This window comes from Pedobacter sp., from assembly GCF_965249885.1.
In the GTDB taxonomy this organism is placed as follows: Bacteria; Bacteroidota; Bacteroidia; order Sphingobacteriales; family Sphingobacteriaceae; genus Pedobacter.
This window is the reverse complement of record NZ_OZ252254.1, coordinates 1,133,200-1,153,805: the sequence shown is the minus strand read 5'-3', so window position 1 is coordinate 1,153,805 and position 20,606 is coordinate 1,133,200. Positions and strand designations below refer to the sequence as shown.

Below are 20,606 nucleotides of genomic sequence, written 5' to 3'. Positions count from 1 at the left end.
TATATAGTTAGTAGTACGTTAAGCCGTCGTATCACAGTGGTGATATGACGGTTTTTCAATAACAAACAAATTAAAAATAATCTTCAATGAGATCACATTTTGCTGTACCAATAATACTTGTTTTGCTATGCACGTGGTGCTTTCCGTCATCAGTTTTTGCACAAGAAGAAAAACAGGCAAAAACAAATGTTCAATATTTAAAGCAAAACAGTGTAGAACAGGCAAAAATTTATAAAAAGAAAAGGCAAAAAGCACTTGACGTAGCTAAACAAAAAGGATGGACTACCTATAAAATTACAAATCAAGGCAAGGTCATTAACCTGGTAGATATTGATGATGCAGGTTATCCAATTTATGATGCTACAGAAAATGAAGTTGCCGCAGGTACTACACGAGCCAATAAACTTTACAATGGCGGCGGTTTAGGCTTAAATCTAAGCGGAAGCACAATACCCAATAATAAAGTTGCAGTATGGGATGGTGGAGCTGTATTAGCTACGCATCAGGAGTTTGGAGGTGGCAAAATTGTGGTTGTAGATAACGTAGCTACTTCTTCACATGCCACACACGTGGCAGGAACTATTGCCGCTTCTGGCGTTTATGCACCAGCTAAAGGAATGGCTTTTGGTCTGCCTCAGCTCCTTTCTTATGACTTTAGCAACGATAATGCTGAAATTTCTGCGAGCGCTCCCAATCTGTTATTGTCCAATCACTCCTACGGGGTAGTAGCGGGTTGGTCGCAAAATAGTGATCAAGGCAACAGATGGGAATTTTACGGACGTTCAGGAGAAAATGAAGATTACAAGTTCGGCTATTACGACAGTAAATCACAGACTTGGGACAATATTGCCTTTAATGCACCTTATTACCTGCTTGTCAAATCTGGCGGAAACTATCGAAATAATAACGGTCCGGCAGTGGGGAGTACCTACTACAGATATAATTCTAGCAATGTAATGGTTAATGCAGGTGCTAGACCGGCTGGTATCAGTAGTAATGATGGATATGATATTATCGGTTCCTATGCTGGAGCAAAAAATATTCTTACAGTTGGTGCGGTAAATGGATTAAAATACGGCGCTGTGTCTCCTTCGGATATTGTTATATCTTCTTTTAGTGCATGGGGACCAACAGATGACGGAAGAATTAAACCAGACTTGGTAGCGGATGGGGTCAACTTAACTTCATCAACCAACTCAGGTAATAGTAGTTACGCTACTTCCTCGGGCACTTCCATGGCTGCTCCCAATGCAACAGGTACCTTGGTACTTTTACAGGAGTTGTATTTTCAGAGACATGGTAGCTATATGAAATCTGCCACGTTAAAAGGATTAGCAATTGGAACCGCAAGCGAAGCCGGTTCTGCTTTAGGCCCCGACTATATTTTCGGCTGGGGGCTATTGAACGCTGAGAAGGCAGCGAAAGCAATTTTAGACAAAGGAACAAAGACGATCATCAACGAGCAGACGCTATCTCAAGGGCAAACATATACTACAAATGTTGTAGCTTCTGGAGATGGACCCCTAATTGCAACAATTTCATGGACAGATCCAGCTGCAACACCAGTATCTACCGCTACAGCACTAAATAACCCAGCTTTAAGGTTAATCAACGATTTGGATATTAGAATAAGTGATGGAACTACCTATTTACCTTGGGTATTAGATCCTGCAAATCCATCAGCAGCTGCAACCACAGGCGATAATTTTCGTGATAACGTAGAACAAATTTTTATTGATGGCGCAGTTCCCGGCAAAAGCTACACCATTACGGTGACACATAAAAATTCACTCCAGAGCGGCAGTCAGGCGTTTTCGTTGATAGTTACGGGTATTGGGGGTAATCCTTATTGTACTTCTGAGCCTGCGTCTAACGCTGATTCCAAAATCACTAACTTTCAACTCTCTAATATTAACCACACACCAGTTTCCGGCTGCACTACTTACTCAGATCTTACCTCACAAACTATCCAGTTAGAGCGCTCAAAAAATTATAATTTAAGCCTAACAGCGGGAACATGTGGCACAGATCAGAACAAGATCGCAAAAGTATTTATTGACTGGAATTGCGATGGAGATTTTGACGATGTTGGTGAACTCGTTGCTACTTCTTCCGTTATTGCTGCTAATGGTACCTTTTCAACTAATATAGCGGTTCCTTCTGACGTCAAAGTTGACAACTTTGCACGTTTAAGAGTCGTATTGGCAGAAACTACTGTTGCTAACGATGTGTTGGCATGCGGAACTTATGGTAGAGGCGAAACTCAGGATTATCGGGTTAAATTTAATGAAGCAGCAATTAACGTAGGAGTTACTGAAATAATAGACCCATCAAATTCGGATGTTTCGGGAAGTAGAAAGTCGATCAGATTATCTATAAAAAATTATGGCTCCAATTCATTGACCTCAATACCGGTAAATGTTACTGTAAAAAGTGGTGCAACTACTGTAGCTACATTTAATGAAGTTTATAATGGAATAGTGCCCGCCGGCGGTGAAGTTACATTTTTGATGCAGGGAACTTTTAGTGCAGCACCAAATACGAATTACACTATTGAAGCTAAAACAGCTTTAAGCGGCGATTTGATCATTTCAGACGATCAGACGGTAAAGTCTGTTACTTTTGGAACAACTGCGACAATTAACAATGCAAACGCCTACTACACCGATGTTGCGGGTACGTATTATTTAAAAACATCATCAACTAACGGAACAATTTTCTGGCATTCGGCGGCGTCATCAACCTCGCCGATTGCAAATGGTAGTTCGGTGGTTACATCTACTGTACCAGCGTCGAATAATACTTTTTATATTTCTGCTAACGATTACTTAAGCAGCTTCACTCCGCCAACAAAAGCTGCTTTTGGGTCTTCTGGTAGCTATGGACAAGCTCCTTATCGATATTACTACAATGCAACAGCGGCAACACTCATTGAAAGTGCTCGGTTATATGTTGGATATCCAGGCGCCGTAATTTTCAGTGTCTACGATGTTAGTTCGGGTATAAAAGTTTCTAGTACAACAATTAGCGTAACCAATACTCGTAATCCTGCTGACCCTTCTACTTCAGCGGCCAATTTGACAAGTGATGCAGGACAAGTTTACAATGTTGATATTCGTTTTCCTTACGCAGGATCATTTTACTTAACTGCAGAGTTTAACAATGGGGCTACACTTTTTCGAAATAGTAGTACAAACAACACATATAGCTATCCAATGGCTGATAACAGTGGGATTCTATCTCTAGTATCACATACTGGTAGCACTAGTAGCATGAACAGTTTCTATTATCTTTTGTATGATATTAAAGCAAAACCGATTGGAGAAACTATTTCTAAAATTGCCGTGCCGCTCTCTAATTTAAATATCACTCCACAAGGCGATTTACTAACTTCCCCAATTTCAGATGGCAATCAATGGTATTTAAATGGCAATGCTATCAGTGGGGCTAATCAAGCTACATTCCAGCCCACTCAAACCGGAAATTATACCGTTAAAGTAACCTTGCCTAGTGCCTTAACAATTACTTCGCAGGTGTATCCATTAACCATTTTGCCCGTAGTGGTCAAAAGTTTTACGGCAAGTAAAACTAGTGGGGGTGTAGTTTTAAAATGGAGTACCGCTAGTGAAGCTAATAACAAAGAGTTTTTAGTGCAGCGCTCTGCTGACCAGTCATCTTTTCAAACTATTGGTAGAGTACTTCCTGTTCCATCTGGAAATTATTCCTTTACAGATAACAGTCCAATTGTAGGTGCCAATTACTACCAGCTTTTGCAGGTAGATAATGATGGTAGAAGTACGGAAATAGGACCGAGGGTAGTTAACTATGATTTGGAAAATGATGATATTTTGTTGTTTGAAAATCCTGTTAAGGATCATTTTAAGATAAAGGTAACGAAATCACTTGCACCTAACACTTATAAAATCAGAATCAACGACGTAAGTGGTAAAAAACTAAATGAATTTAACGTTACTGCAAATGAACTTTACAATGGATACAAAATTAATGTCATCAAGTTAGCCGCTGGCAATTATTTTGCCGAGTTATTAAATGTCGACAATAATGTAAGGGTTGGTGTTATAAAATTCAGTAAAAACTGATAACTTAACGCTAAATGAGTCTAAAAAGGGAGCTTGAATTGGCTCCCTTTTTTATGTCAAATAATCATCGTTTTGGAGCATTTCTTTTAAAACAATATAGTTTTACGCATATTTCGGCTATGATTTTTAGGGAAAAGTTTGTAGTTGTTTTCTAAAAATTAATACATTTAACCTGTCTTATCTATTGGGGTAAGTCAATACCTACGAAGAACATATGAAATCTACAACTACCAGCAAATTTGTTGGTATTGCCCTTATTTTCATGGGGGTTAATGCCATATCTACATCAGTTTTTTCTCAAGGAGAAGATAAAGCCAAAACAAATACCGAGTTTTTAAGAAAAAATGCTGATGAGCAATCTAAGCTGTTTAAAAGACGACGCCAAATAGCTTTTGATTTAGCTAAGCAAAAAGGTTGGCTAACTCAACAAATTACCAAGCAAGGCAAGGTGACGAAATTAATGGGGATTAATGAATCGGGATATCCGATTTATTACACTACTGATAACGAAGTTGCATCTGGTACAACACGTGCTAACAAGTTGTATGTTGGTGGTAGTTTAGGGCTCAGTTTAAATGGAAGTACCATACCAAACAATAAAGTAGCTATTTGGGATGGAGGTGCTGTTTTATCTACACATCAGGAATTTGCTGGTAGCAGAGTCGTTGTTGTAGACAATGTGGCCACTTCTTCCCATGGTACCCACGTTGCTGGAACCATTGCAGCTTCGGGAGTAAATTTGACAGCAAAGGGCATGGCTTTTGGTTTGCCTCAATTACTTTCGTATAATTTTGATAATGACGTTGCTGAAATGTCGGCGGTGGCCTCAAATTTAATACTCTCAAATCATTCTTACGGAGTTGTGGCAGGTTGGATACAGAATAGTGATCAAGGAAATAGATGGGAGTTTTTAGGCCGTTCTGGTGAAAATGAAGATTTTAATTTCGGTTATTACGATAGTACTTCTCAAGCTTGGGACAACATTGCATTTAGCGCCCCTTATTACCTCATGGTGAAATCTGCAGGTAATTATAGAATTTCTAATGGCCCTCCTGTGGGAAGTTTTTATTATAGATATAATGCGAGCAATGTGATGGTTAATGCTGGGTTTAGACCCGCTGGAATTAGTAGTAATGATGCTTATGATACCATGGGCGGCTACGCCTGTGCAAAAAATATTTTAACCGTAGGTGCGGTTAATGGGTTAAGAAATGGAGCAAATTCTACGTCAGATATTACCATGTCATCGTTTAGTGCTTGGGGGCCAACGGATGATGGCAGAATAAAGCCTGACTTAGTTGCAGATGGCGTTAATGTCTTTTCTACTGTAGACTCCGGCAACGATAAATATGCAAATTCTTCTGGTACTTCGATGGCCGCTCCAAATGCAACGGGAACCTTAGTTTTATTACAGGAGCTATACTTTCAAAGAAATAATGCCTACATGAAGGCGGCAACTTTAAAAGGACTTGCTATCGCAACGACAAGTGAGGCCGGAACAAGTTTAGGGCCTGATTATATGTTCGGGTGGGGATTGTTGAATGCTGAAAAAGCAGCAAAGGCAATATTGGAAAAGGGTAGTAAAGCTATAATTAGCGAGCAAACACTTAATAATGGTCAAACTTATACTACTAATGTAATAGCGTCCGGTGCAGGGCCGCTAATTGCAACTATAAGCTGGACAGATCCTGCGGCAGTTCCTATTGCCGAAGCAAATGCATTAGACAATTCTACACTTAGACTAGTCAATGATTTAGACATAAGAGTGAGCGACGGAAATACATATTCGCCTTGGGTTTTGGATCCAACGAATCCATCCGCGGCCGCTACTAACGGCGATAATTTCCGTGATAATGTTGAACAGATTTATATTGCTAATGCCATTCCTGGAAAAAGTTATACCATTACTGTTTCTCATAAAAATTCACTGCAGGGTGGTAGTCAACCCTTCTCCCTTATCGTTACAGGAGTAGGCGGGAATACGTATTGTGCTTCAGCCCCAACGTCTAATCTAGATGCTAAAGTAATCAACTTTCAATTGTCAAACATCGATAATAGTCCGTCAACAACTTGTACTTCTTATAGTGATTTCACTTCCCAAACAATTGAATTAGAGCGCACCAAAACTTATAATTTAAGCCTTTCACTTGGTACCTGCGGCACTAACCAAAATAAAATAGCAAAGGTTTTTGTGGACTGGAACAGCGACGGGGATTTTGACGACAGTGGAGAGTTGGTAGCTACCTCGCAAGTGATAGCCGCTGATGGCACTTTTACCAATTCCCTAGTAGTACCTGCTGATATTGTTCCTAATACTTTTTCTCGTTTGAGGATTGTACTTAATGAAACTTCATCTGCTGGCGATGTGCTTCCTTGCGGAACTTATGCCAAAGGTGAAACTCAGGATTATAGCGTTAAATTTAAAGACATTTCTATTAATGCTGGCGTAACAGAAATAGTAAATCCAGCTCAAGGGGATGCGGCAGGCACCGCAAGAACAATAAAACTTACCATCAAGAATTTCGGTACTAACACGCTGTCAGCAATCCCTTTTACCGTCACGATAAAAGATGGAAATACAGTAGTTAATACCATTAGCGAAGTATTTAACGGCGTTATAGCTAGTGGAGCAGAAACAACCTTTTTAGTACAAGGTACTTTTGATGCTCAGCCAAATGTGAATTACACGCTCGAAGCTGTAACAACGCTCGCAGGCGACTTTGTTACAATTGATGATAAAGCAACGAAGTCTGTTACCTTTACTGCTCCCCCTTCATTAGCAGACACGAAAGCTTATTTTACCGACGTTTCAGGCACATATTATTTAAAATCGAGTCAAAGTAATGTTTCTTGGTTTAGCTCCGAAAACGCCAGCTCTTCGTTTATGCAAACCAACTCGTCGACAACTAATACGGCGCCAGTTGCAAATAATACTTATTATGCGTCACTAAACGAGTATATCGGAGCATTCGGACCTGCTAGCAAAGCGGCTTTTGGCAATGCGGGAAACTATGTACAAACAGATTTAAGATTAAATTTTAACGCTAGCTCTGCTATGTTAATTGAAAGTGCCCGTTTATATGTGGGCTATCCTGGGGCAGTTACCTTCGATGTTTTTGATTCAAACTCAGGCACCAAGGTATCTACTTCAACCATTAGCGTTAGTAACACACGTAATCCAGCGGATGCATCCACTAATGCCGATAATGTTGCGGGTGACGCCGGGCAGATTTATAATGTCAATATTAGATTTCCGTACGCAGGGTCTTTCTACATCTCAACTCAGTTTAATAACGGTGCTACCTTGTTCAGAAACAATAGTACAAACTATTCTTTTGGCTATCCGATGATTAGTTCGGGTGGATTATCGTTAATCTCTCATAACGGAACTTCATTTTTTAATATGGGTAATTTTTATTATTTCCTCTATAACATCAAAGCAAAACCTTTAGGAGAAACTACTTCCAGGGTGGCCGTGCCGTTGTCTAATTTAATAATAACTGAGCAGTCAGGAGTATTAACCTCACCTATCGGAAATAATAACCAATGGTACTTAAACGGCAATCCAATTGATGGGGCAACACAAGATACCTATCAACCAACGCAAGCAGGTAATTACTATGTTAAGGTTACGGTAGCTACTGGCGTAACTATTACCTCGCAAACTTATTCCTTAACAGTTTTACCCCTTCGATTGAGTAAACCATTTGCCGCAGTAAAAATAAATAACGGAATACAGTTAAGGTGGTCCGCAATCGCAGAAACAAACCATAAAGAGTTTCAGTTACAGCGTTCACTCGATGGGATTTCGTACACTACTATTGCTCAAATCTTACCTAACGCTACAAAAAATTATACTTACTTTGATAGAAGCCCAATAATTGGTAATAATTATTATAAGCTTTTACAGGTTGATAATGACGGCAAAACCACCGATATAGGATCAGCACAAGTTAATTTTGATTTAGAGAGTTCGAAAGTAATTCTCTACGAAAATCCGGTAAAGGATAAATTTAAAATTAAATCTTCGGAGGCCAATAGTCAAGCAAACTATAGTATTCATATAATCGATTTACTTGGGAAGCGACTAAAAAGTGAAAAAGTTAAAGGAACTGCGCTTATTTCAGGTTACGAAATGGATGTGATTGGTATTTCCCCAGGAACTTATTTATTGGAAATTAAAAGTAGTGAAGCAAATGTCAAATCAAATTTTGTAAAGTTCATTAAGCTGTAATAATGATCGAAAGAGATCGTGCGATTTAAATTAGTTCGCAAAGAGGCTATCATTCGATGGCCTCTTTTTATTTTAATTACCTAAAGATGAACAAATTTTTGATGCATATGTGTTATTTTTACCATATGAAAAAGATGTTTGCTATACTTCTGCTCATATTTCTATGCGCATCATTTCGTCCTACTGCTTATGCGCAGTGTGCCATGTGTACGGCTAACGCCGAAATGGGGGTGAAAAATGGTAATACACAAACTAAGGGCTTAAACTCCGGTGTGATATATCTGTTAGCCATCCCTTTTCTTTTGGTAAGTACTGTAGGGGTGGTTTGGTATAGGAACTATCGAGCTAAATAATCCACTAACTTAAATTAACGCAAAAATGAAAAATCAAGCACTATCAAAGAACATATTTTTGGCCAGTATTGGTCTATTAATTTACTTTACTTTTGCATTTACAGGTCTAGTAGCGAAATTAGATTTTGCCATCATTGGAGCAATTTACGAGCTAATTACCATCCCTCTGATTTTGGTGGTAGTTGCCTTATTTGCCTTCGCTACGTTTCAACTTTTGGTTAAGAAAAAAGCTAACTTTTATAACGTTGCATCTAGCGTGATTACCATGTCAATTATCGTATTGATGTTTGTAATACAATAGTGGGCGTATAACAAAGGTAACTGACCGGTCGTAAGTCCTGATTATTATTGGAAAGCATTATCGTAAATGTCTTAAACCCGTTAAAAAACTTTAAATTTTCCTAAAGCACCTATTAAATTGCTACATTAGTGGCAATTCAATAGGTTTTTTGATATGCTAAAAAAAACAACTTTCGATTTTATAAGGGAACTAGTAGATAATAACAATAGAGATTGGTTTGCTCAAAATAAGCCTCGATACGAGGAAGCTAAGCTTGATATTTACGGGCTGATTCGCCCGCTCATTAAAGAACTAGCTTCAATTGATCCGCAATTTTCTGCTGATACAGATCCCAAAAAATGTTTGATGCGCATTTATAGGGATATTCGTTTCAGTCCGAATAAAGCACCTTACAAAAAGAACTACGGAATTGCATTTGATGTGAAGGGATACGGGCCAAATACTCCCGCTTACTATCTGCATTTAGAGCCGGACAATTGCTTTTTTGGCGTAGGTTTTTGGATGCCGGAAAGTGCCGTGTTGAAAAAAATACGGGAAGAAATAGATTACAGTGGCGATGAATTTGTTGAAATCATCAATGAAAAGTCGTTCAAAAATATATACGCATTAAGTACCGAAGACACCTTGAAAAAGGCGCCAAAGGGCTACGAAATAGATCATCCGATGATTAATTACCTGAAACTGAAAAGTTTTATTGCCGTTTATCCATTGAAGGAGGAAGAGTTCTATAAAGACAATATCGTGGATAAGTTGATAAATGCTTTCAAGGTTATTCAGCCTTTCGTTTTATTTTTGCGTAAAGCGGTTGAACAATAAATCATAGCGTACTCAACGTGAAATACTATCGTTTTACGATAGTTTATATAAGTAAAACAGATAATAAAAATGAAAAAACTAAACCTTTTAATGGCGCTCTTCTTGTTAACGGCTACCTTAAGCTCATGCGTGGTGCTGTCTACAAAAAAATATAAATCGCTTTTGGCTAAGCAAGATTCCCTAAATACTGGTTGGAACGATGCACAAACACAAAATGAAAGCTTGGAGCAACGTATTAAACGTTTACAAGCAGATACAGCGTTGCTCAACAAACAGCTAGCTGACCTGAAAGATCGTTATAGTGATTTGGACGCAAACTATGCCAGGTTAAGAAACAACAGCTCTTCGGAAATTAATAAGCTTACGGGAGATTTGGCAAAACGTGAGCAACGACTAAAAGAAGTAGAAGAAGTATTGCGCAAGCGAGACGAAGCGACCAACCAATTAAGAGCTAAGTTACAAGAGGCTTTGCTTGGCTTTACCAAAAGCGGTTTAACCGTTGAAGTTAAAAATGGAAAGGTTTATGTTTCCTTAACGGATAAACTTTTGTTTCCTTCGGGAAGTATTATTATTGATGAGAATGGCAAGAAAGCATTAACGCAGCTTGCAGAAGTGTTGAAACAACAGCCAGAGATCAACATTGCAGTTGAAGGACATACTGATTCACAGCGAATCAATAACTTAGGTCAAATTAAAGACAATTGGGATTTAAGTGTATTGCGTTCTACATCTGTTGTACGTTTTCTAACCGACGAACAAAAAGTGGAAAGCGTACGAATGACGGCAACTGGAAAAGGGCAATTTCAGCCTTTGGCAGATAATGCTACTGCCGAAGGAAGAAGCAAAAACAGAAGAATCGAGATTGTATTGTCGCCTAAGTTGGATGAGCTTTACAACCTAATTAAGCAGTAAAAATAAAAGAGTCTAGGCCACAGATACACAGATTTCATTTGTGCATCTGTGGCCATTTTTTTAACTAAAAAGGCGATTGAAAGGAGGCAAAATCGCCCAAAACTAAATCTTTTTCTGAAAGCAAGAATTCGCCAGCATCTAAATGTGCTGCCCAATCGATGTTAAGCGTTGGGTCATTCCATATTACACCAATTTCTGATGCTTTATCGTAATAATTAGTGACTTTATAAGTGAAAATGGTATGATCTTCCAGTGTTAAAAAACCATGTAGGAACCCAGGAGGAATCCAAAGTTGCTTGTGATTTTCACCACTTAGTTCAATGCCAAAGTGTTGCCCGTAAGTAGGCGAATTTTTTCTAATATCAACAGCAAAATCAATTACTTTTCCCTGCAATACCCTTACTAATTTTCCTTGTGCAAAAGGTGCAGATTGAGCATGTAATCCTCTAAGTGTTCCTTTTTGCGAAAGAGATTGATTGTCTTGAACAAATACCGCTTCGATACCCGCTTCATCAAAAGTTTTTTGACTAAAGCTTTCGTAAAAATAGCCCCTGCTGTCGTTCCAAACCTTTGGTTCAAAAATTAGCAAATCTTTTATGGGCGTTTCAATAATTGTCATATTCGGTGATAAGATTTTTAACTTATGTTTGTTTAGCCTACAAACTCCATCAGTGTACTGAAAGTAACTAATTTTTTTGGGTATTTGTTATACATTTCTGCTATGAAGTTCTGTTCATGCAAATCTAAAAAGCTTTGATGGGCGGCTTCATTCTCAGCTATAAACTGAACACAATAGCTTATGCCCTCATTCGGCGAATCTTTGATTTGCAGTAAACGATGGGAGACAAAGCAGTCGGTACCCATTAGTTTCGGAATATGGATCTCTTTCATCCACGACAAAAAATCTCGTGCTGAAGCCTCCTCTACGATAACAGTAACGTTAAATAATAACATGGCGCAAAGATACATTAAGTCCCCAAATTATCGCCACGTAAGTTACGGTATCTTTTTCTCGCTTCTGTATTTAAAATACTTCCAGGAAAATCTGTAATCAATTGCTGATACAGCTTTTTAGCCTCATCGATGTTGTTCAGTTTATTCTCGTAAATGTCAGCCAATGTGAATATGGCATCGTCAATCCAGATACTGGTAAAATGCTGTGAAATCAAATTTTTTAAATTTATTTCAGCTTTTTCGAAGTCGCTAATTTTGATAAATATTCTAGCTTTTGCCATTAAAATATCATCTGTTAAGCTATTTTTCGGATAAACGATGTCGATGCTGTCGAGCTTTTTCAGCGCTGCAGTACTATTGTTAGTAAATTGTAATAGTTCGGCATCAGCATACATCATTAAGGCTAAGCTGTCGTTTTTGCTTTGCAAGTTATCCGATATTAATAAACTCAAGTTGAGTGCATCATTAGCTATTAGTTGAGACGTTGAAGCCTTTAAGACATCTGCCTGTGATTTGGCGTACTTAAAGTTACCTTGATAGAATGACAGTCTTGCAGAGCGAAAACGGGCATCGCTAGCTACCGGCAAATTATCAAATTGTTTAGCCACCTGTTCATAAACTAATATGGCCTCCCAAGGTTCTTTGTTCAAAATGTATATATCGCCTAGCTCAATCTTTAGTTCTGCAATTTCCGCTGCGGGCAAATTGTTAAAGTTTAAGGCCTGTTCCAAGGTTTTTTCTGCTGCTGAAAAATCATTTAGATAGTAAGCCTGTAAATAGGAGAGTTTCTTTAAGGCAAAAATGGTTTGATTAGTGATGCCATATTGTTTTATAATTTGCAGAAATTCGTCTGCTAACAATTTAATTGCTTGCTGCTCAATTTTGCCTTGTATGGCAAGTTCATATTTAGCGTTGATAAGTTGAATCTTAGCTGGTAAATACAACTCGTTTTCGGGGCCTTTCGCTACAATATATTCGTAAGCTTTTATTGCGGTAGCAAATGCATTGTTGGCCACTAAGTTGTTGGCGGTATTAAAAAGTAAATTTCCCGAGTTTTTGGTGCGTTTATCTTGTGCTATTAGTTGTCTAAGCGCCATTTCATAGTCCTTCTGCTGAATGTACTGCCAAATTAACAACTCGGTAAATAGCTCAATGTCAGGCTGTTTTTGCAGCTTTCTTAGCAAAGCGGATTGTAATAGTAGATAATCGCTGTTATCTTCAAATAGGTTGGCTAGTACACTTTGAGCCTGTGGGAGTAACTGCGGATTAGCAGGTAAAGCGTTTAAATATTCGTTAATTAATGCGAGTTTGTCTTTTTTAAATCTGTAAATGCTTAAAAGTTCGAATGTAAATAGCAGCTCATCTCCCAAAGCTTTTCGACCTTGTAAAAAAGTGTTGGCAGCCATATCGTAAGCTTCAATCCGATAGAATGAATTGGCCAAATCGCGGTACTGAAACTCGTTTTTAGGCGAATTTTGTATGGCAGCATAGTATATTTTATTCGCTTCGGCAATTTTGCCATTCTCTTGATAAATGCGTCCTAGCGCTATTTGATAGTTTAGTTTTTGTGGGTATTGCTTGATAAGCTTTTTTACAAGAGTCTCTGCATCGTTATACTTCTTAATTTTCAATAGCGAAGTGAAATACAAATCGAAATAACTATCGTTTTTACTTCTGTTAAATAGCTTTTCCAACAAATTTGCCGCCTTCTCATATTCTGCTTGCTGAAAATATTGGTATGCCAAAGCCTCATCAATATTGTCCTGTGCTTTAACGGTGATAAAGCAAGAGCAAAAAAATAAGACAGATAAGAAGTACTTCATCTTCAAGAAAAATTAATTCACAAACATAAAAATAGCTTAACGCTTTACAACGTCAGCTGCAAAATGATAATGTTAAAAGTAAGTTTTTACCGTTATTATTCCGATTAAAACTTAAATTTAGGCATAAGCGAAACTGTATTTTAAATGTTACGCTGCGTTTTTTACATAAACGCCAATTTTTGTTTTATTTGATAAATTACAATTAAAGATGTTGCCTTAACTAGCGATACTAAAGTAACAATATTAGTGTTAATGAACTTAAGGGGCTTGGTGTTACGTAACTTTGTGCTATGACGGTTGCCGTGAAGAAATATGTATGGTTATTGGTGGTGGTAGCAATTTTTGCCTGCAATCAAACAAAAAAAGTAAGGGAAATTCCTGTGAATGATTTTTTCAAAACACAGGACAGGGCATTGTATAGGTTATCACCAAATGGTAAATATCTATCCTATCTTACACTAAAAGATAAGAAACAACATTTGATAGTGGAAGATTTAGAACAAGGTAAAATTACTGAGGTTTCTAAGTTGGAAGAACGTAACATCAACTTTTATGCTTGGGTAAGTAACGACGAAATTATTTATTACAAGGAAAAGGAAGGCAGTAGGTTTCAAACTGATTTGTACATTGTTAATAAAAATGGTACCGGCGAGCACTTGCTAAATGCAGATGAGAAAAGTAAAGTGCGATTGTTGGAGGATCAGCTAATTGATGACAAATTTCTGTTGGTATCAAGTAATAAAAGAGATTCTACTGTGTTTGACGTTTACAAACTGAATGTACGCAACGGACAGATGACCATAGCTGCCAAAAATCCGGGAAATTTTACTGATTGGTTAACTGATAGTAAAGGAAGTTTGCGTATGGCTATCTCGACTGATGGTGTTAACGAATCACTTTGGTGCCGGGAAAATGAAAGCATGCCTTTTAAAAAAATCATTACCAATAATTTCAAGACAACGTTGTGGCCCTTGGCTTTTTCTGAAACTCAAGCAAACACCATATATGCGATCTCTAATGTAAACAGGAATAAAAATGCTTTGGTGGAGATAGATTGCACGAATGGTAAAGAAAAAAATGTACTTTTTGCAGATGATACCTTAAATGTAACAGAAGCTCAATACTCTAAACGTAGAGGCAAAATGGACTTCGTTGTGTACGAAACCTGGAAAAAAGAGAAGCATTACCTCAACGAAGACGCAAAAGGAATATTTGAAAATCTGGAAAAGCTAATTCCGGATGCAGAGTCCAAGATCATTCATCACGACAAAAAAGAACAACATTTTATTGTGAGGACTTTTACTGATCGTAGTCCAGGGGCTTACTATCTTTATTATGCCGAAAGTAATTTTCTAAAGAAATTAAGTGATATCAATCCGTTGATTAACGAAGAAGAAATGTGCGAAATGAAGCCGATCAGTTATGTAACAAATGATGGACTTCGAATTAATGGCTATTTGACGCTTCCTTTGGGTATCGAGGCTAAAAATTTGCCGGTAGTGGTGATACCTCATAATGGTCCAGGGCAACGCAATAGTTGGGGGTTTAATGCTGACGTGCAGTTCTTGGCCAATAGGGGCTACGCTGTTTTGCAGGTAAATTATAGGGGCTCAACTGGATATGGTAAAGATTTTTACGCTGCGGGATTTAAGCAGTGGGGACAAAAGATACAGCAAGACGTAGATGCTGGCGTGCAGTGGTTAATTGATCAAAAAATTGCTGATCCACAACGTGTGGCTATTTATGGTTACGGCTTCGGGGGCTTAGTAGCAATAAATAGTGCTGTCGCTAATCCGAAAATGTACAAGTGTGCAGGCTCAAGTGCAGGTGTGCTTAACCTTTTCAGTTACCTGAAAACAATACCTCCATTCTTAACTGCTAATCTGCAAATGTTTTACGAAATTGTTGGAAACCCTGATAAAGATGCAGAATATATGCGACAAGCCTCTCCGGTTTTTCATGCCAGTAAAGTGAAAATTCCGATATTTATAACGCAGAACTCTAAAGATCCACGTATTAATGGAAACGATGCGGTTCAGTTTGTTAAAGAACTTAGAAAACTTAATTTGACAGTAACTTACTTAGAAAAGGAAGAAACCAGGACAGCTTTAAATAGAGAAGAAGCACGGAAAAAATCTTATGCCGCTCTTGAGCTATTTTTGCAAGATAATTTAAGAAAGCGCTAAAAAAGTAATTAATGGCATCGGCAAAAGAAAGTGGTTACCGTAAAAATTTCTCTCTGATAGTTACTTTCATTGGATTAATTTCCGTTTTGTTCATATTGTCGCTATTCTTAGCATTTAATTTTAGTACAAAGAAAATAGAGGGTGATTTTGTATCAGCAAAAACTAACGTACTCGAAGAGAGTATAAAGCCTTACAACGATTTCTTTCTTAATAAAATTCCGGAGATTTCTTACTATAACGGTTATCTCGATTCGGCAACGGCCTCCAAATTTGTGGATACTATTTTATTGAAATATCCTTTTGTAAAACGGGTTGTTTTTTTTGATGCCGAGGTTAGAAATGCTAGATACGAAGAAAATGGCCTGAACGTTGGTAATTTTTCAGTTGGTATGAAAAGCGTGTACCAATTTGGCACGTTCATTCCTGCTGATTCGGTAAAGATATTTGGGACAAATTCAATAGCTTCCAACACTACACTTGAAAACTTCAACGAGCTGGCATTGAAGTTATATACTTTTGTGAACAAACTTGATACTACCCGCACACCTTCGCAGGAAGATTTGTTCAGCAACTTTTCTAATATTAAGCCTAACCGAATTGACTATTTCAATATTCCTCGATTCGAAGATTTAAAAGTATACAAACAAATGATTAACGATAAATTGCCAACGGAGCCAATTTATCAGCAAGATATGCTTTCATTTGAGTTAGATCCGTTGAAAATTAAGATCAAGAACAACCGCCCTTTACTCTACCAGTCGGTTCGTATAGAGCCTGTAACTTATGATCCTTTAGAAACATCATCAGAATATGTAACGGGAGAAATTACACTTGGCGGCCCGTTCTCCGCGTATAAGCTCTATTTTATCTCCGCTAAATCTTTCATAAAAAAGGAAATATTTAATTACTTTCTTCCTATTGCGGCACTGATATTGATATTTTATGGATTGTTATTACTTGTGGCGTTTTTAATCTATCGAAATTTGAATATCAATCACAAGATGTTCAAATTGCAGTACGATTTCATCACCAATTTAACCCACGAATTTAAAACTCCTGTTAGCGTGATCAAAATTGCTGGTAATAATATTAAAAGTGCTGCTGTTATTTCCGAGCGAGAGCAGAAGCTTTATGGCAAAATACTAGATGAAGAAGCCGATAAACTCAATGGATTGATGAATAAATTATTGGCTTTTACCCAAATTGAAAACAAGGCCATTAAACTAAATGCAGATAGGGTAGATATTGTTGAGTTTATTGAAAGTACCATTGATGTGCACCAGTTAAAACATCCAGATTTTAAGTTGACGTATGAAGTAACAGATTTTACGCACTTCACAACCGACCCAGTACTGCTAGGAAGTTTGTTTGATAATTTAGTGGAAAATGCTTACAAATATTCGCCCGTCAATCAAAAGAAATTACACATTACCGCTCGCCTAATTAAGGATAAAATTGTTTTAAGGTTTAAAGATGCTGGCATTGGGATTCCTGCATCTGAAATGGATAACATATTTAAGAAATTTTATAGGGTACAAAACCAGTATAACCAATCAGGCAGTGTTGGACTAGGCTTGGCTTTTTGCAAGGAACTTGTTAACTTTATGAAGGGTGAAATTAGTGTCCGCAGCGTAGTAAATAAGGGTACGGAATTTAAAATTGTATTGCCATTTGTACCATAATTGAAATGAAAAAATGATTGAATGAATGAATTTTGTTGGCCGTAAATCTTTTAGCGGATCCTCCAAAATTAAAATTATCGCCGTGGCGTGAACATTCAAAATCAATCATGCAAAATTTAGAATAATAACCGAATTGGGAAGCTTTGTCTGAGTGTGATTTACTCATTCAAAATTGCTCAGTCAAAATTTAAAAAATATGTCAAAAGATATCAGGATATTAATAGTTGAAGATGATGAGAACCTACGCTTTTTAGTTGCGATGAGATTAAAAGCAGAGGGCTATGATGTTTTAGAGGAAAGTGATGGTGATAGCGCAATTAAAACAATAGCATCAGAGAAACCAGATATTGTACTGTTAGACTGGATGTTGCCAGGTAAAGAAGGCTCAGAAGTTTGCGAAGAAGCACGAAAACAAGGATTTGAGGGTTTGGTGATTATGATGACTGCCAAAGCGCAGGACGTTGATAAAATTGATGCCTATCAGTTTGGAGCATCAGATTATGTTACTAAACCATTCAATATGGATGTTTTGATGGCGATGTTGGATAGTAAAGTTAAGTTTTTGCTGAATGCTGAACGCTCTGAAATTCATCGCTTTGCGAATATGGAGCATCACCCCAATATCCATACGCTTTTTAGGGATGGTAAGAAAATTGAACTGACTATACTCGAAAATAGAATTTTGCTATACTTTTTAAGAAATCCAGGCCAGGTGATTAGTCGTGAAGACTTGATGCTGGAAGTTTGGGGGTATAATTCTGATGTCAACACTAGAACCTTAGACATGCACATTGTTAGATTGCGTAAAAAAATAGAAGCCAATCCGGATAATCCGCAGTTGCTACAAACTGTTAGAGGAATTGGCTATAAATTTAACGCCGTTTAATAGCGGGTTAACGCTTAATAGCACACTTCTGCCTCTATTCCAGGGAGTTTGGTGAAAATAATTTTTTATAAGTTTAAAAAAAGATTATTTTTACCAGACATAACCTACCTATGAAAATTGAATATCTACTTGACTTATTCGAGTCGGGCCAGTATGTGCAATGCCTTGCGCATATCAATGATTTTTTAAATCATCCGGTCAATAATACTGAGCTTACCTTATTGAGGGCAAAGTGTCTTTTTGAAATTTCTGATACGAAATATAACAGATTCGAAGAAGCTTATAGTAATTTTATAGAAGTGTTGGAAATTAATCCAACTCAGTACGAAGCGTTGCATTACGGTATCCATATTGCCGTTTTTATTATAAAAGATCATGCTGATAAAGTAATTGAGCTTTGTGATGGCTGGCTACAATGGGCAACTCCTACTCAGCAAATTGAAGCATTAAATTATAGGGCAAAAGCTTATTTAATGCTGAAGAATTTCTCTGCGGCCTTAAATGACTATGATAAACTTATTTCTACAGTCAAGTTAGTTCATGCAGCTGATCGGTCGCAGCTTGATTCGGCTTTATCAATAGTGTACCTGAAAAAGGCACATATTGCATTGAATGAAATGAATGAGCCAGAATTGGCACTTAATTTTTTCAAAAGAGGTTTCGACTATCATCATAATGACGCACTGAAGTATGCAGAGATATCAAAGTTGGCTTTTCTACATAAAGCATATGACTTTGGAGGAGCGGCTGCCATCCAATTTTTTTCAGCAAATCAAAATGTTCCCGTTAAAGAAGTCAGCGAGCTCTATGCACAAATTAAAAGTTTGATAGAGAGTGGTATTGTCAATAAAAACTTAGTCCACGCAAAGTTGGTTGCTTCCAAAGTGTTTGGTAGCATGGTTGAACAAAATCCTTTAGATAACCTCAACTTTATTCGAGAGCTTTTAAAGGTTTATCCAGACTGGGATGTGCTTTATCATTACTACGGTGCCGAATTGCATAATGCGGAAGGCTACGATGAAGCGCTGCCATACATTCAAAAAAGCATGTCGCTTGGCGGCTCCGCATTTGATGTTTGCTGGTATTTGGAATCAACGTATAGGGCAAGAAAACAGATGCATACGTTGCAGGAGCTACCAACTGATGATGCTAAAAACTACTATTATGCCGCATTAATTTTTCAAAATACAGAACTTAAATTGAAAAATCCGCATAATGCTGCTTGGTTTTTGGAAAATCGAGCCATGTTATATGCACAATCGTTTAATGTGTTTTGCTCGTATTTCTTTAAGCAGTTAGGCTCATCAAAAAATAACGATAAGCCGCTTTTTGCTACTTGTTGTAATAATTACGGTTTAGCATTGGCGGAATTAAAAAATTATGAGGAAGCCGAAAGAGTACATAGAATTGGCTATTCATTTCATCCATTTTGGAAACAGCTAAACAACTGGAGCAAAGTTTTGATGCATTTAAGACGATACTCAGAGGCAATTTCTAAAGTTCAGCAAGTACTAAAGGAAGAAAAAGGAAAGCTAACATTTGATGATTATTTAGAATTACGTTATAGGGAAGCTTTAGCTTTTTTTAATTTAGGTAATAAGGAACAAGCCGAAATTATATTAACTATTCTCGACCAAGAATATGATCAACGTTGTGCTAGTGGAAAAACTACAAATAAAGGCCAACAACAGGCTTTGAAAGAACAATATGTGCAATTGCAGCACCTTAGAGCTCATTTACTACAAAATAAAAGTATAGAACATGCCATTGAAATATGGCAGAAACAGCTGCAGAGGAACCCAGATGACCACTTTACCTGGTTAATGTTGATGCAGGGATATTTTGAATTAAATAATGACAAACAATGTATTGCTTGCGCTAATAATTATTTGGCATTAACGGGGGGAGCTTTACTTTCTGAAAATGCACAGCAGGTTTATTACAGACGAGGTATTGCATTAGCAAATACTGATCAGTACGAAAGAGCGATAAGCGATTTAAATTTTGTGTTTGAGCTACACTATAAACATAGATCGTTAAGTGATCTAGAGTTTGTAACGCTATGCAGTAAATTAGCTCATTGTCATCAGCAGCTTAAAAATTGGCGGAGTTGTTTAGGTTTTGTACAAGTAGCTATGGATATTTTTTCGATTTCGTGTTGGAGCTTTGATACCATTTACCTGGAAGTTATATTGCGCTACGCTGATGCCAATTATGCCTTAGGAAATATTCGGAAAGCGAAAAAAGCTTTGGCAAAAATTCAACTCTACCAGCCAGAAAATAGTGAAGTTTTGAAAAGACAATTAACTTGGAATAAATCTGGATTCTTTTCCTTTTTAAAGATCAGTAATTAACTGCT

The 20,606-nt window shown here is 37.5% G+C and carries 13 protein-coding genes; 10 read left to right on the top strand and 3 right to left on the bottom strand.

Annotated features, from left to right (window positions below; genetic code table 11):
- Positions 1 to 86: 86 nt before the first annotated feature.
- The 6 genes from ACY2A0_RS04890 to ACY2A0_RS04865 all read left to right on the top strand — a co-directional run bounded on the left by ACY2A0_RS04890 (position 87) and on the right by ACY2A0_RS04865 (position 10,716).
- The gene (locus tag ACY2A0_RS04890) at positions 87 to 4,100 is read left to right on the top strand and encodes a S8 family serine peptidase (RefSeq protein WP_461791278.1); all 4,014 of its coding nucleotides are present in this window, start codon (positions 87 to 89) and stop codon (positions 4,098 to 4,100) included.
- A gap of 214 nt (positions 4,101 to 4,314) precedes the next feature.
- Positions 4,315 to 8,334: a S8 family serine peptidase gene (locus ACY2A0_RS04885; protein WP_461788441.1), complete on the top strand. Its 4,020-nt coding sequence runs from the start codon at positions 4,315 to 4,317 to the stop codon at positions 8,332 to 8,334.
- A gap of 125 nt (positions 8,335 to 8,459) precedes the next feature.
- Positions 8,460 to 8,687 carry a hypothetical protein gene (locus tag ACY2A0_RS04880; RefSeq protein ID WP_461788440.1) on the top strand — a complete coding sequence of 76 codons (228 nt, stop codon included), beginning with the start codon at positions 8,460 to 8,462 and terminating at the stop codon, positions 8,685 to 8,687.
- Between the two features lie 25 nt (positions 8,688 to 8,712).
- Positions 8,713 to 8,988: a hypothetical protein gene (locus ACY2A0_RS04875; protein ID WP_461788439.1), complete on the top strand. Its 276-nt coding sequence runs from the start codon at positions 8,713 to 8,715 to the stop codon at positions 8,986 to 8,988.
- Positions 8,989 to 9,141: 153 nt separating this feature from the next.
- Complete coding sequence (locus tag ACY2A0_RS04870) at positions 9,142 to 9,804, top strand: DUF2461 domain-containing protein (RefSeq protein ID WP_461788438.1); 663 nt, start codon at positions 9,142 to 9,144, stop codon at positions 9,802 to 9,804.
- Positions 9,805 to 9,873: 69 nt separating this feature from the next.
- Positions 9,874 to 10,716 (top strand): OmpA/MotB family protein, encoded by an 843-nt coding sequence (locus tag ACY2A0_RS04865; protein ID WP_461788437.1) that lies wholly within the window; start codon positions 9,874 to 9,876, stop codon positions 10,714 to 10,716.
- A 64-nt stretch (positions 10,717 to 10,780) separates the two neighbouring features.
- Here the strand turns inward: ACY2A0_RS04865 and rfbC are convergent, their stop codons facing one another.
- The 3 genes from rfbC to ACY2A0_RS04850 are packed head-to-tail and all read right to left on the bottom strand — an operon-like array spanning position 10,781 to position 13,493.
- A complete protein-coding gene (rfbC, locus tag ACY2A0_RS04860; protein WP_461788436.1) occupies positions 10,781 to 11,335 on the bottom strand; it encodes a dTDP-4-dehydrorhamnose 3,5-epimerase in 555 nt (184 codons plus the stop codon).
- A gap of 32 nt (positions 11,336 to 11,367) precedes the next feature.
- Complete coding sequence (locus tag ACY2A0_RS04855) at positions 11,368 to 11,670, bottom strand: DUF4286 family protein (protein ID WP_461788435.1); 303 nt, start codon at positions 11,668 to 11,670, stop codon at positions 11,368 to 11,370.
- 14 nt (positions 11,671 to 11,684) lie between these two features.
- Positions 11,685 to 13,493, bottom strand: a complete 1,809-nt coding sequence (locus tag ACY2A0_RS04850; protein ID WP_461788434.1) for a tetratricopeptide repeat protein — start codon at positions 13,491 to 13,493, stop codon at positions 11,685 to 11,687.
- A gap of 290 nt (positions 13,494 to 13,783) precedes the next feature.
- Between ACY2A0_RS04850 and ACY2A0_RS04845 the strand changes: the two genes are divergently transcribed.
- The 4 genes from ACY2A0_RS04845 (at position 13,784) to ACY2A0_RS04830 (ending at position 20,601) form a co-directional block, all read left to right on the top strand.
- A complete protein-coding gene (locus tag ACY2A0_RS04845) occupies positions 13,784 to 15,679 on the top strand; it encodes an alpha/beta hydrolase family protein (protein ID WP_461788433.1) in 1,896 nt (631 codons plus the stop codon).
- Positions 15,680 to 15,690: 11 nt separating this feature from the next.
- A complete protein-coding gene (locus ACY2A0_RS04840) occupies positions 15,691 to 17,361 on the top strand; it encodes a sensor histidine kinase (protein WP_461788432.1) in 1,671 nt (556 codons plus the stop codon).
- 196 nt (positions 17,362 to 17,557) lie between these two features.
- A complete protein-coding gene (locus ACY2A0_RS04835) occupies positions 17,558 to 18,247 on the top strand; it encodes a response regulator transcription factor (RefSeq protein ID WP_461788431.1) in 690 nt (229 codons plus the stop codon).
- Positions 18,248 to 18,357: 110 nt separating this feature from the next.
- Positions 18,358 to 20,601 (top strand): hypothetical protein, encoded by a 2,244-nt coding sequence (locus ACY2A0_RS04830; RefSeq protein WP_461788430.1) that lies wholly within the window; start codon positions 18,358 to 18,360, stop codon positions 20,599 to 20,601.
- Positions 20,602 to 20,606 lie beyond the last annotated feature (5 nt).